This window comes from Stenotrophomonas sp. PS02301, from assembly GCF_029959485.1.
Lineage (GTDB): Bacteria > Pseudomonadota > Gammaproteobacteria > Xanthomonadales > Xanthomonadaceae > Stenotrophomonas > Stenotrophomonas maltophilia_Z.
In genome coordinates, this window is the sequence record NZ_JASCOO010000109.1 from 1 (window position 1) to 13,598 (window position 13,598).

9 protein-coding genes and 1 pseudogene are annotated in these 13,598 nt (G+C 67.8%); 3 read left to right on the plus strand and 7 right to left on the minus strand.

Annotation, left to right across the window (positions count from 1 at the left end; all coding sequences use genetic code 11):
• A pseudogene (locus tag QMX81_RS18340) lies at nucleotides 1-592 on the plus strand (dihydroneopterin aldolase); the annotation flags it as partial.
• 13 nt (nucleotides 593-605) lie between these two features.
• Here QMX81_RS18340 and QMX81_RS18345 read toward each other — a convergent pair.
• The 4 genes from QMX81_RS18345 to fusA form a co-directional block, all read right to left on the minus strand.
• The gene (locus tag QMX81_RS18345) at nucleotides 606-3,359 is read right to left on the minus strand and encodes a serine/threonine-protein kinase (RefSeq protein WP_282263598.1); all 2,754 of its coding nucleotides are present in this window, start codon (nucleotides 3,357-3,359) and stop codon (nucleotides 606-608) included.
• Nucleotides 3,360-3,392: 33 nt separating this feature from the next.
• Nucleotides 3,393-3,950: an ECF-type sigma factor gene (locus tag QMX81_RS18350; protein WP_183073619.1), complete on the minus strand. Its 558-nt coding sequence runs from the start codon at nucleotides 3,948-3,950 to the stop codon at nucleotides 3,393-3,395.
• 118 nt (nucleotides 3,951-4,068) lie between these two features.
• On the minus strand, nucleotides 4,069-4,995 hold the full coding sequence (locus QMX81_RS18355; RefSeq protein ID WP_121036800.1) for a M14 family metallocarboxypeptidase: 927 nt from the start codon (nucleotides 4,993-4,995) through the stop codon (nucleotides 4,069-4,071).
• Between the two features lie 165 nt (nucleotides 4,996-5,160).
• Entirely contained in the window at nucleotides 5,161-7,203 is a 2,043-nt protein-coding gene (gene fusA, locus QMX81_RS18360) for an elongation factor G (protein ID WP_282263603.1), read from the minus strand.
• A gap of 573 nt (nucleotides 7,204-7,776) precedes the next feature.
• On the opposite strand from fusA, the gene QMX81_RS18365 reads away from it, so the two are divergent.
• Together QMX81_RS18365 and QMX81_RS18370 are read left to right on the plus strand one after the other, a co-directional pair.
• Nucleotides 7,777-9,975 carry a TonB-dependent siderophore receptor gene (locus QMX81_RS18365; RefSeq protein WP_282263605.1) on the plus strand — a complete coding sequence of 733 codons (2,199 nt, stop codon included), beginning with the start codon at nucleotides 7,777-7,779 and terminating at the stop codon, nucleotides 9,973-9,975.
• A 354-nt stretch (nucleotides 9,976-10,329) separates the two neighbouring features.
• Complete coding sequence (locus tag QMX81_RS18370) at nucleotides 10,330-10,545, plus strand: hypothetical protein (RefSeq protein ID WP_282263607.1); 216 nt, start codon at nucleotides 10,330-10,332, stop codon at nucleotides 10,543-10,545.
• A gap of 84 nt (nucleotides 10,546-10,629) precedes the next feature.
• On the opposite strand, the gene QMX81_RS18375 is transcribed toward QMX81_RS18370, so the two are convergent.
• The 3 genes from QMX81_RS18375 to QMX81_RS18385 are packed head-to-tail and all read right to left on the minus strand — an operon-like array spanning nucleotide 10,630 to nucleotide 13,483.
• Complete coding sequence (locus tag QMX81_RS18375) at nucleotides 10,630-11,397, minus strand: heme ABC transporter ATP-binding protein (RefSeq protein WP_282263609.1); 768 nt, start codon at nucleotides 11,395-11,397, stop codon at nucleotides 10,630-10,632.
• Nucleotides 11,394-12,428 carry an iron ABC transporter permease gene (locus QMX81_RS18380; protein ID WP_121041050.1) on the minus strand — a complete coding sequence of 345 codons (1,035 nt, stop codon included), beginning with the start codon at nucleotides 12,426-12,428 and terminating at the stop codon, nucleotides 11,394-11,396. Before QMX81_RS18380 ends, QMX81_RS18375 begins: the two co-directional genes overlap by 4 nt.
• A gap of 20 nt (nucleotides 12,429-12,448) precedes the next feature.
• The gene (locus tag QMX81_RS18385; protein ID WP_282263612.1) at nucleotides 12,449-13,483 is read right to left on the minus strand and encodes an ABC transporter substrate-binding protein; all 1,035 of its coding nucleotides are present in this window, start codon (nucleotides 13,481-13,483) and stop codon (nucleotides 12,449-12,451) included.
• Nucleotides 13,484-13,598 lie beyond the last annotated feature (115 nt).

Sequence of the window (13,598 nt, forward strand, 5' to 3'; positions counted from 1 at the left end):
GCCATTCCCGGCGGGGGTCACAACAGGGGCCCCCCACCGGGGGGGGGCCGCCGAGGGGGCCGCGACCACGCTGCACGAGCGCCAAGCGACGATCAGCACCGCGGTGTACGTGCTGCGCCAGATCAACGACGACGCTGCGGCAGAGAAACTGCTGCTCGCCGAGCTTGATCGGAGTGAGACGCCGTACTACTACATGCCTGAATTGGCCGACCTTGCCGAAGAACGCGGCGACAAGGCTTCGGCCATCGCCTGGCTGCACAAGGCCTACCAGGGCGCACAGGGGCCGGCCACCCGCGTGCAGTGGGGCGTGCTGTACGTGGAGGGCCTGCTGCGCCTGAGCCCGGATGATGCGGCGGCGATCGAGACCGCCACGGGCGAGGTGATCGCCGATCTCGCCGTGCAGCCGGCCGGCTACCACCAGCGTACCCGCCAGCGCTTCGAACGGCTCGGTACCGCATTGCAGGCGTGGAGCCGCGAGCATCACGGCGCGGAGAGCCTCAGCCGGCTGCAGGCGCGGATGACCGCAACGTGCGCAAAGGCGGCCACCTCGGACGACGGCAGTGCGGGCTGCCAGGGGTGGCTGAAAAGCTGATGCGGGGCGTCGCCTAACCCTTGAGGCGCTCCTCCAGCGCATGCAGTCGCTGCAGATAGGGTGCGCCGGGCACCAGCTCTGCCTCCAGCAGTGGCTTGGCCTGCGCGATCTGCCGGCGCGCAGCCTCCCGCTCGCCGTTGGCCTGCAGCGCCTCGGCCAGCGGTACGCGGTAGCGTGCCACGGACGGCGCTTCTGCCCCGAACAACGCAACATTGCCCTCCAGCACCGCGCGCCAGCGGGTCGCCGCCAAGGCGGCCTGCCCGGCACGCAGCGCCGCTTCGGCCTGCATCTGCTGGTAGCGCAGCTGCAACGGCGGCGACATCGACGGTACGATCGGCGCCATCGCCAGCAGCGCCTGCTCTGCCTGCGCCGATTGCCCGCGGTGGATCATCCACTCGATCTCGCCCAGGTGCGAAATGCGCAGATCCGGCGCGTCGGCCGGGCTGATCCGCTGCCAGATCGGCAACACGCGCTGGATCAGCGGGCCGGCCTGGTCGGCACGACCGCTGCGCATCAGCAGCCGCGCCAGGTTCATCTCTGCCCGCAGGCTGGAAGGCTTGTCCGGCCCCAGGACCTGGCGGCGGATCGCCAGCGAGCGCCGGTACAGCTGCTCCGCCTTGCCCATATCGCCGCGGGCTTCTTCCAGGTTGGCGTAGTTGTTGAGGTTGATCGCGTGGTCGATGCTGTCTTCGCCACTGGTGAGCGCACTGATGCGCAGACAGGTATCAAAGCCCTCCGCACTCTCCGTGTAACGACCGAGATCCATGTGCAGCAAGGCCAACTCGCAGTACGCCAGGGCCGTGCGGGAACTGTCCTGTCCATACAGCTGCAGGCTGAGATCGCGCGACTGCAGCAGCAGCGGTGCAGCCTCGTTCGGCTTGCCGCCTTCCTGCAGGGTCATGGCCAGTGCGTGCAGTCCGTGCTGGTAATCGGCACTGGTCTCACTGCGGCGCCGTTTGATCTCCAGCGAGTCGCGCAGCAGCTGCTCGGACTTGTCCAGCTCACCGCGGTTGCGGTACATCAGCCCCATGTTCTGCATCACCGTGGCGGTGCCGCCTTCCGTGCCCGGCTCGCGGACGGTGCTGCGCATTGCCAGCGACTGCTGGAACGCCGCCTCGCTCTCGGGATAGCGTTCCAGCTGGCTGTAGGCCAGGCCCAGCGAGTTCAGCACATGTGCGCGCGTGCGTGCATCGTCTTCGCGATCAAGCAGCTGCAGCGCACGTTCGGCGTACTTCAGGCCTTCTTCGCCCCGCTTGCCGTTGCTCATCTCCACCGACAGATCGCTGTAGGTCTGCGCCGCCAGGCGCGCGCGATCGACCGACGGCGATGCCAGGCCTTCAGCCGCGCTGCGCAGCAGCGTCTCGGCCTGCTTGGGCAGGCCGATGTTCTGGTACGCGCGCCCCAGCACGCTCTGCAGGCGCGCCCGCAACGCCGGCGAATCGGCCAGCTCCGCATCGACCTGCGCCGCGCTGGCATCGAGCACTGCGCGTGCACTGACATCTTCGGTGCCGCGTGCACCGCGCTCGCGCGGATCGGCGGCATCGAAGGCGGCGACCAGGAACTCGCTGACCTGCTCGGCGATCGCCGCTTCTTCCTGAGCGCGCGCACTGGATTCGCTCAATCGCCAGACGAAGCCGCCCGCCATGGCCGTCACCGCGACGGCCACGCCGGCCGCCTGCCAGTGCCGACGCAGCCACCGGTGCGTGCGGTAGCCCGCTCGCCCGCCTCGCGCCCGCACCGGGTGATGCGTCCGCCAGCGCTCGATGTCATCCGCCAGCGCCTCCACCGAGCCATAGCGCTGGGCGGGGTCACGTGCGCTGGCCTTGGCCGCGATCGCATCGAGGTCTCCCTCCAGGTGCTTTCGCCACGCGCACGATGGCCGCGCCCAGCGGCTGGGCAACGGAACCGCGGCACCCGCCGGCTGCCCATCATGGCCAAGCCGGCGATCGGCCAGCATCTCGACCAGGATCACACCGAGGCTGTACACGTCGGTGGTGACACCCACCGGCTCGCCCGCAATCAGTTCAGGGCTGGCGTAGACCGGCGTGTAGAAACGGTCGGCGCGGGACTCGGCTGCGCTGTCCAGCCAGCGTGCGATGCCGAAATCCAGCAGCACCGGCTCGTTGTCCGCGCGCACCAGGATATTGCTGGGCTTGAGATCGCAGTGCACGACCAGGCGTGCGTGCGCGGCCTGCACCGTACGGCAGATCCGAACGAACAGCTGCAGGCGCTGGGAAAGATCGAGCGGACGGTCACAGCAGGCGCGGTCCAGTGGCTCGCCGTCCACGTACTCCATCACCAGATAGGGTTGGCCGGAAGGGGTGCTGCCACCGTCGTACAACCGGGCGATGTTGGGGTGCTCCAGCCCGGCCAGCATCTGCCGCTCGGCGGCCAGGCGCTGGCTGATCTCGGTCGTCGCCAAGCCGCGAAGCAACTTGATCGCCACCCGTTGCTGGTAGGTCTCGTCAGCGCGCTCGGCGAGGAACACCGCTCCCATGCCGCCACTGGCCACGCGCCGGGTGAGCCGCCAAGGACCGATCCGTTCACCCACCTGCACATCCGGCTCGGCAAGCTGGACAATCAACTCGCGCAGGGGGCGCTGCGCGCTGTCCAGCGCCATGGTCTGCGCTTCCAGCAGCTCGATCACCTCATCCAGCAGGGCCGGATCGTTGGTCATCCGCCCCAGCTCGGTGCGCCACGCGGTCGGCGGCAGTTCGCACGCCGCATCGAACATCGTGCGCAGCTGCTGCCAGCGGTCATCCGTCATTGCCCCATCCCCCTGTCACGATAACGCCCCCGATTAGGCCAGGCGCTGATTGAGCCAAGCCTTCGCAAAGCGCAGATCGCGGTCGACCGTCGGCACCGACACCTCCAGCACGACCGCGATTTCCTGGCGGTCCATCCCGCCGAAATACATGTATTCCACCGCACGTGCGGCGCGCTCATCGTGCCCGGCGAGCTGGATCAACGCCTGGTGCAGCGCCAGGACCTCGTAGTCGCAGGTCGGCGCATAGGGCACGTCCTGATCAGCATGCGACAAGGTCAGGTTCCACGCCCCGGCCCCGCGCTTGGCTGCCGCGCCACTGCGCGCAAAATCCACCAGCACCGCGCGCATCTTCAAGGCCGCCAGCGCGAGGAAGTGCGCGCGATCCACGAACTCCACGTCCGAGCCCATCACCCGCAACAGCGCTTCATGCATCAACGCGGTCGGCCGCAGGGTCACGTCGGCATGGCGCTGGCCGATACGGGCTGCTGCCATCTCGCGCAGCGCGGGATAGATCAGATCAAACAGATGCGCCTGCGCCTGCGGATCCCCGCGCCGCCACCGGTGCAGCCACTGCGTGACATCGCCACTCATCATCCCCGCTCCCAAGACGCCAGCCTCTCCGGCCAGACGCCCCCGTCCCTGATGGCCGATGATAGCGCACGGGCGCCTTGGCACCAGCGCGCCGGCGGGGGGCGGGAACGGGGGGCGATCAGGCGCGCGGATGGGCCAGGGCGAAGTCCAGGCCGGCGCATACCGCCGCGACCTGTGCATCGTTGCATTCCTGCGGCGAGGTCCGCGGGCTGTCCGGGTACACCTCGGTGGTGGTGGCGTACAGCGCGTCGGTGAACCCGGCGCAGGCGCCGATCGAACGCGATTCGCCCCAGACCACGCCCGGTGACTGCAGCGGCATGCCGATCAGCTCGCCATTGGCGTCGGCGGGGGCGATGTGCGTGATCTTCTCCACCGCGGCGATCAACGCCTGCTGGAACGCCGGCTGCGGATCTTCGCTGTTGCCGATCACGTAGAAGCCATCGGGAATGATGTCCGGCACCAGGGCGATGCCATCGCGGGCGCAGCGCGCCGGATCGAACTCATGCAGATCGCTGTCGGTCGTTTCATGCAGGTCCAGGTGCACCAGCAGATCATCGCCACGCGCGGCCATCCAGCGCATCAACGAGGCCGCTTCTTCGATCTGGCCCTCACCGCGGAAGCTGCGGTTGGGATCGATCGCATCGGGATTCCAGCGCTGGATGCGCTCATAGCCCCACGGGCTGACGCAGGGCGCGACGATCAGATTGATACGGCCCGCATACGCCTCGGCATGCTGATCCAGGAACTGCAGCGCGCCATGCACGCCGCTGGTTTCATAGCCATGCACGCCGCCGGTCACCAGCGCGGTCGGCAGTGCCGGATCCCACGCATGGCTGACCACCGCAAACAGCGGGTAATGATCCGGCGCGTAGTCCAGCTGGCCGTACTGCACCACATCGAAACGCTCGCCCAGGCGCTCGAGCGCGGCCACCACATCGTCGTGGTAGCTGCGCTGGCGCTGCTGATTGGCGCGCCACTGGGCCCGTTCGGCATCGCCCCACGGCTGGCCGGGGGTGCCGATCGGATAAAAATGCGTGTTGCTCATGGCCGTACTCCAAGGAGAAATCCGGTCGCTGCGGCCGTTGGCTGCGTGCGACATTGCGGCAGACATTCTAGCTGCGGGCGGGCATCCGGCGCTGTGCGGACTACCAACGCTGACACGGAGAAAGAGGACCGGTTGCCCGGCCCTCTTCTCGTTCCACATCGACGGTCAGGCCGTCTGCGCCGCCTCATACCCATTCAAGCGCATGTCGCTGGACGCGCGCCCTTGGGTCAGCGAACGCAGCGAGGTGGTGTAGCCACCCAGTCGCGCCAGCGGTGCATAGCCGAGCACTTCCGCCTGCCCATCCTGGTCCTCGATCGAGGCCACCCGCCCGCTGCGGCGGTTGAGGTCGCCCACCACATCGCCGACGTTCGCCGACGGCGCGTGGATGGCGATCTCCATCACCGGCTCCAGCAGCTGCGTGCCCGCCTCGGCCAGCGCGGCTTTCACCGCCTCACTGCCAGCGCGGTGGAAGGCCATGTCCGAGGAGTCCTTGACATGGGTCTGGCCATCGACCAGCGTCACCTCGATACCGACCACCGGATGGCCCAGCGGGCCTTCGCCCAATGCCGCGCGAACGCCCTTCTCCACCGCGTTGACGAACCCGCGCGGGATCGCACCCCCGACGGTGCGGTCGACGAAGGTCACCTCGCCATCCTCGCGCGGCGTCACATCGATCAGCACCTGGGCGAACTGGCCCTGGCCGCCGGTCTGCTTGGCGACCTTGCCTTCCACCCGCTGCACCGCACGCTTCGGCGTTTCCTGATAGGCCACACGCGGCTCGCCGGTGCGGATGGTGACGCCCCACTCCGTGCGCAGGCGCTCGACCATCACCTCCAGATGCAGCTCGCCCATGCCCCAGATCAGGGTTTCACCGCTGTCCGCATCGGTCTCGACCCGGAACGACGGATCCTCCTGCGCCAGGCTGGCCAATCCTTGGCTGATGCGGATCAGGTCCGAGGCCTTCTCCGCCGTCAACCGCCATGCCAGCACCGCATGCTGCGCCTGGATCGTATCGAGCAGCAGCGGGCGCGAGGGTGCACTCAGCGTTTCACCGCTGACCGCATCCTTCCAGCCCAGCACCGCGACGATGTCACCGGCCACGGCCTGCTTGATGTCGTGGGTCTGGTCGGCCTGTACCCGCACCAGGCGACTGACCCGTCGCCCCTGCGGATGCTGCGAACTGGCCAGCGCGTCGCCCACCTTCAGCGTGCCCGAATACACCCGCACGAAGCTCAGCGCACCGTGGTTCTGGTGCGTGATCTTGAACAGCAACGCCGCAAGCGGGCCCTCCGGGTCCGGTGGCAGCAGCACCTCGCTGCCGTTCTCGGCGGCGACCACCGCCGGCCGATCCAGTGGCGAGGGCAGATAGTCGACCACCGCATCCAGCAGCGTCTCCACGCCCTTGCTCTTGAACGCGGAGCCGGCCAGCACCGGGACGCCAGCACCGGCCAGGGTGCCGCGACGGATCGCCGCGCGCAGCTGTGCGTTGTCGATCACCGCGCCCTCCAGCCACGCCTGTGCCAGCACGTCGTCGGCATCGGCCACGGCCTCGATCAGCGCTTCGCGCTGCGGCAGCCACTGCGCCGCCTCATCGGTCGTCCAGGCATGACGCAGGGCGGTGCCCTTGTCATCCCACTGCACGGTGCTGCGGTCGACCAGGTCCACCCAGCCATTGAACTGGCTTTCGGTCCCGATCGGCACGCCCAGCGCCCACGGCGTCGCACGCAGTTTCTCGCGCAGTTGGGTCAGCACGCGTTCGAAGGACGCACCGGTGCGGTCCATCTTGTTGGCGAAGGCGATCAGCGGCACCCCGTGGCGACGCGCCTGGCGCCAGACCGATTCGGACTGGGGCTGCACGCCATCCACTGCGGAGAACACCGCGACCGCGCCATCCAGCACGCGCAGGGAGCGCTCCACTTCGATCGCGAAATCGATGTGGCCGGGGGTGTCGATCAGGGTCAGGTGATGGATGGGCTGGTCGCGCGGTGCCCAATGGGCCTGCACGGCCGCCGCGCCGATGGTGATGCCACGCTCGCGCTCGATCGCCGAGAAATCGGTGGTCGCCGCGCCGTCATGCACCTCACCGACGCGATGGATCTCGCCGGTTTTCCACAGCAGCCGCTCGGTGAGTGTGGTCTTGCCGGCGTCGATGTGGGCAATGATGCCGAGGTTGCGCCGGAGGGTAAGGGTCTGGGTATGGGTGTTCATGGGATAGGTCTCGCTGCCAACATCGGGGAGCCGCACGCCGCCGTTGGCTAACGGGCGTGCGGCCAGGTTTGGGGCTCGGCGATCTGGTGCATGGCACGTTCTCCTTCAAACAGTTCTGCTGCGTGGAAACGAAAAGAGCGCCCGGTGGGCGCTCTGCGTGGGGTCCAGGGTGACCGGTATTCCGGTCAGCAGCCTCGCACTCCGATTGGCAGACGCGCCCGTGCCGCGACATCGCGGGTCAGGGTAAAAAACGTCAGAAGCGGCATCGAAGTCATGAGGGTCACCTGGGGTGTAGCCGGCATTGTAGACCTCTGATGGCCGGCCACAAGCTCCAATTAGCACCACCATTGCAACACTGATCGTCATTTACACACATTTACACCATTCATGGCGGGGATTCTGGGTCGGCCCACCCCGCATGTGCGAATGTGTCGCAATTGCGAATGGGGCGACAATCCTTAAAATGGGGCCATATGCGTCGCCTTGACGACGCCCGCGAGGCTGGCGCCACCCGACCCCGGAAGCCGAGCCAGCGCCCGCGCCCCCTTCCTCCGCGTTGTCGAGTTGTTGCCCATGCCCTGCTCCCTGACCCTGTATCCGCGCCGGTTGCGCCCAAACCTGCTGGCCCTGGCCTGTCTGGCCGCTGCGATCGTTCCCACCGCCCACGCCCAGATCGCCACCGATCTGGACGCCGTACGCGTCAATGCCTACCGGGCGGCCAACAGCACCAGCGGCGCGACCAAGACCAGCACCGCGCTGGCCGAAACCCCGCAGTCGGTCTCGGTGATCGAGCGCGCCGAACTGGATGCCCGTGGCGTGCAGTCGCTCAACGATGCGATGCGCTATGTCGCCGGCGTCAGCCTGGAAAGCTCGGGCATCGACAACCGCGTGGACGATTTCCGCATCCGCGGGTTCGATGCCGGCAGCTGGTCCAACAACGTCACCCTGGATGGCATGCGCGCACCGCAGGGCAGCCAGTGGAACCGCAGCATGTTCGACAGCTGGAACCTGGAGCGGGTGGAAGTGCTCAAGGGGCCGTCCGCCGTGATGTATGGCCAGGTGGCCCCGGGCGGCATGGTCAACCAGGTCAGCAAGACCCCCACCCCCGACCAGGTGCAGCAGTTGCGCCTGGGGGTCGATGCGAATGGCCAGTACAGCGCGGCCTTTGACGTGGGCGCCGGCACGGCCGGTGATGATCACCTGTTCCGCCTGGTCGGCCTCTATCGCGATGGCCAGACCCAGATCAAGCACACCGCGCAGGAGCATTGGTTCCTTGCCCCCAGCTACACCTGGCAGCTCGCCGAGCGCAGCCGCCTGACCCTGCTGGGCCTGTACCAGAAGGACGATGGCGGCTCGACCTACCAGTTCCTGCCGGCCGCCGGCACGCTCCATCCGACGGCGTCGGGCTACATGAAGAACAGCACCTTCATCGGCGAGCCGGACTGGAACACCTTCAACCGCACGCTGTGGACGGCCGGCTGGATGTTCGAGCACCAGTTCAACGACCACCTCACGCTGACCCAGAGCGCGCGCCGCACGCATGTCGATTCGCTGTTCCGCAGCGTGGTCACCTTCGGCGCGCTGAATGCCGATGGCCGTACCCAGAACCGTCGCGGCGTGATGGGTACCGGCGACTCCGATGGCGATACCTTCGATACCCGCCTGCAGGCGCGTTTCAGCACCGGCGCGGTGGATCACACCGTGCTGCTCGGCTGGGACTGGCAGCGTGCGGACTGGGAGGGCGTGCGCAGTGCCATGAGCAGCCCGCGCCCGATCGACATCTTCAACCCGGTGTATTCGACCTACCGCCCGACGGTGAGCACGGAAACCCCGACCGCCGGCATCAACCGGCAGAGCGGCGTCTACCTGCAGGACCAGGTGGCGCTCGGCAACTGGCGGATGACGTTCGGCGGTCGCTACGACTGGACCAAGGACGACAGCAGCAGCGCCAACCGCAACATCGCCACCGGCATCTCCACGCCGGGCGGGCGCAATGTGATCAAGAGCGAGGCCTTCACCGGTCGCGCGGGCGTGCTGTATGTATTCGAGAACGGTCTGACCCCGTATGTGAGCTACGCCGAATCGTTCCAGCCGTCGACCAAATCGCCGTTGGACAGCTTCACCCAGACCGCATTCGAGCCGGTGACCGGCTCGCAGTGGGAAGCCGGCCTGAAGTATCAGCCGACTTCGGTGGATGGGTTGGTGACGTTGTCGGTGTACGACCTGCGCCAGCAGAACATGATCGTGGATGATCCAGTGGCGTCGCATCGCAACTGCGGCGCGACCGGCACCGCCACCTGCTCGATCCAGGGCGACGAGGGCCGCGTGCGCGGCATTGAACTGGAAGGCCGGATCACGCCGATCGAGGGCTTCAGCCTGATCGGCGCCGCGTCCCGAATGGACTCGGAGATGACGCGTTCGGCGCCCTACCAGGGCAAGGAACTGGCAATGGTGCCCGACTACAGCGCCTCGTTCTGGGCGGACTACACCTTCCAGGCCGGCGCGCTGCAGGGCCTGAGCCTGGCCGCGGGCGCGCGCTACAACGGCGTCAGCTACGGCGACAGCGCCAACCTGTACCGGATCCCGTCCTACACGCTGTTCGATGCGGCGATCCGCTATGACGTGGGCCAGATCGGCAGCACCCAAGTGCAGCTGGCACTCAACGCCAGCAACCTGGCTGACAAGCGTTTCGTATCGACCTGCACCGGCGTGTCGTCGTGCTACTACGGCAGCGGCCGCACCGTGATGGCGACCGCGCGCTTCGGCTGGTAATCCTTCATCGATGGGGCCGGCCACTGGCCGGCCCCGTCACACCGTCAGCGCGCCGGTCACCACCCCCAACGGAACCAGGCTGGCATGAGGCCAGTAAAGTGCCAGTTCGCCTCGCGGTTTCGGGCTGCTTACGACATCTCTTGCTCATATATCAGCAAGATCGGTATCGGCACTTTCATTTTTCTGGGCGTCCGTAATACCTGTTTCGATTCTGCGCCTACATCGGTATTTCTCAATGCCATGACGCTACAGATCGGCGTGCCACGCAGCAGCGGGTATTAATGGGGAGTTCATTGCCAAACACAGACCTTCGAGCAACAGGGGGCTACACCCCACCCACCGGAGGAACCTGCGATGAAATCGATTGTCACGCTTGCCATGTCAGCGGCGCTGGTGAGCCTTGCCGGCTGCTCGCATTTTGATGATGGCAGGCACCACGGCAGCCAGGCGTCCGAACGCGCCCGTGCGCCCGAACGCGCCAATGTGTCCGAACGCCCCCGTGTGTCCGAACGCCCCCGCGTGGGAGAAGAGGCACGCGTCATTCGCAGCCGCGATGACTACCGGCAATGACGCGCTGAGCATCAGCGTCGTTGGTCGTGTCGGCCGCTCGCGGGCACCGGCGACATCGCGATGGCGCCGGGGTAACTCCCGGCGCTACGCGTCGGTCACCACCACCAACGGAACATCGCGCTGCGGATGCCGCAGCACCAGCACCGGCTGCTGGTAGACACGCTCGATGTGCTCGCGCGTCAGCACCTCGGTCGGCGTGCCATCGGCCGCCACGCGACCCTGTTCCAGCAACACGATCCGGTCCGCATACGCGGCGGCCAGATTCAGATCATGCAACACCACGATCACGCAGGCGCCGGCATCGGCCAGGTCGCGGACCGCGCGCAGCGTGCGCTCCTGATGACGCAGATCCAGGGCAGCCGTCGGCTCATCCAGCAGCAGCAACGGGGTGTCCTGGGTCAGCACACGAGCGAAGGTCGTGCGCGCCGCCTCGCCGCCGGAGAGGTGTTCCACTTCCCGCTCGATCAACGCATGCAGGTCCGCCCGCGCCAGCGCATCGGCGATGCAGGCCGCATCTTTGACCGGATCCGGTGGATGCGGCAGCCGCCCCATCGCCACCACTTCATGCACACGGAAGGCGAACCGCACCGCGTGCTCCTGCGGCATGACCGCGCGCTCGCGTGCCAGCGGCTTGGCTTTCCAGTCCGCCAGCGCCTGCCCACGCAGCAGCACCTTGCCCTGCTCCGCTTCCAGATCGCCTGCGGCCACCGCCAGCAACGTCGACTTGCCCGCGCCGTTCGGCCCGACCAGCGCCGTGACCATGCCCGGGACGAAATCCAGCGTGATGTCATCCAGAATGCGCCGCGCGCCGCGGCTCAACTGCACCGACTGCAACTGCAGCAGCGCGCTCATGCGCCGCTCCGGTGGCGCTGACGCATCACCAGCCACAGGAAGAACGGCGCACCCAGCGCGGCCGAGAACAGGCCCAGCGGAATCTCCGACGGTGGATCCAGCGTGCGTGCGGCGGTATCGGCCACCACGATCAGCAACGCACCGGCGACGGCCGAGACCGGCAGCAGCCAGCGATGGCCGGGGCCGACCAGCAGACGCACAACGTGCGGCACCACCAGACCCACGAAGCCGATCGAGCCGGCAAAGGCGACGGCGGCACCGACCAGCAGCGCGCTGAAGGCAATCAACTTGAGCCGCGTGCGCTTCACATCCAGCCCCAGGTGCTGGGCCTGGCGCTCACCGAGCGCGAGCATGTCCAAGGGGGTGGCCAGCCGCAGCAGCGCGATCGTGCCGAGCACGAACACCGGTGCCACCGCGACCACATCCATCCAGTCGGCCTGGGCCAACGAGCCCATCTGCCAGAACACCAGCGATTGCAGCTCGCTCTCGCTGGCGATGTAGGTCAGGAACCCGATCATCGCCGAGCAGAATGCCGCGATCGCAATGCCGACCAGCAGCAATGTCGCCGTGCCGGTGCCCTGCCCCGGCCGCGCCAGCAGATACGTCAAGGTGATCGCGCCACCGGCACCGGCGAACGCCGCCAGCGGCAGCGTCCACACACCGAAGGCGCCGGCACCCAGCACGATCGCCGAGACCGCGCCCAAGGCAGCGCCCTGGGTCACGCCGACAATGCCGGGGTCGGCCAGCGGATTACCGAACAACCCCTGCAGGCTCGCACCGGCCATCGCCAGTGCGGCGCCCACCATCGCACCCAGCAAGGCACGCGGAATGCGCAGCTGCCAGACCACCGCCAGATCGCGGGTACTGACGCTGGCTGGATCGGCCAGCCCCAGCTTCACGCCGATCGCCTGCAGCACCTCCATCGGCGGCAGCCGCAACGGGCCCACGGCGAACGAGGCAATGACGGCGATCAGCAACCCCACCGCCGCCCAGATCAATACGGTCGCGCCGCGCCGGCGCGCAGGACTCAATACCGCCATGCCTCAGGCACTCACGGGCGCGGAACGGTTGCAAATGCCGCGGCCAGCGCCACCGCACCACTGCCCGAGGCGACGCTGGCGGACTTCAACTCCACATCCGGCATCACCCACACGCGGTTGGCCGCACCGGCCGGCGTCTGCCGGAGCGTCGGATAGGCGCGCCACAGCCCGGCCTGCCCACCAAACAGGGCCAGATCGTTCTCGGTCACCAGGATGACATCGGGCGCCGCAGCCACCACGCCCTCGTTGCTCAGCGCGGAATAATTGGCGACCCCGGCTTCGTCGCCGATGTTGATGCCACCGGCCAGCGTGATCAGCTTGCCCGAGGCGCTGTCCGAGCCGGCCACCGTCGGCGCGCCGCCGGCACCGGTCGCGGACACGTGGATCACGCGCGGGTGCCATGCCAATGCGGCACCACTGGCCTTGGCCGCATCCAACTGCGACTGCACTTTCGTGGCCAGCGCGTCACCCTGCTCGGCCATGCCGACCGCGGCGGCGACCTTGCGCACCTTGTCCGCGGCCGGCTGCAGATCGTCGACGATCACCGCCGCTTCGCCTGCACCGCGCAGCTTGGCGGCCAGATCGGAATGGCGGCGCAGGCTGTTGCCCAGGAACAGGGTGCCCTGCAGGCTCAACACGCCTTCCACACCGGTGGTGCGGTTGAACAGAAATTGTTGGGGGGCCTTGCGGCCGGACGCCGTAGCCGAGCGCAGCGGCGCGGCGTACACCTGATCGTCCAGGCCGAGCGCTTCGAGCACCGCGATGATGTCATCGCCACCGGCAATGATCTTGGAGGTATCAGTGACCGTCGTGGCCACACCGTCATCGGAGGTGACCTGTGCCGGCAACCGCTGGGTGGCGCCGTCGATATCCGGCACGTCCACGCCCACCACGCGCTGCCAGCCCTCCGGCAGTGCTTCGGCGCCCTGCACGGCGGGTGCCGCGGCGGTATCGGCAGCCGGCGCGGCAGGCTCTTTCGAGCACCCGGCGATCACAGCGATCAGGGACAGCGCCAGCAGGCTGCGGCGGACAACAATCAACTTCATGGCAGTTCCTCTTCCATCAGAACGGCGGGGCTGTTCGCCCCGCCGCCAGTGCAACGCACTGCGCGAACCTCAGTTAGCGCGGGTGGGGATGCGGGTGTATCGGTCCCCCATGGGA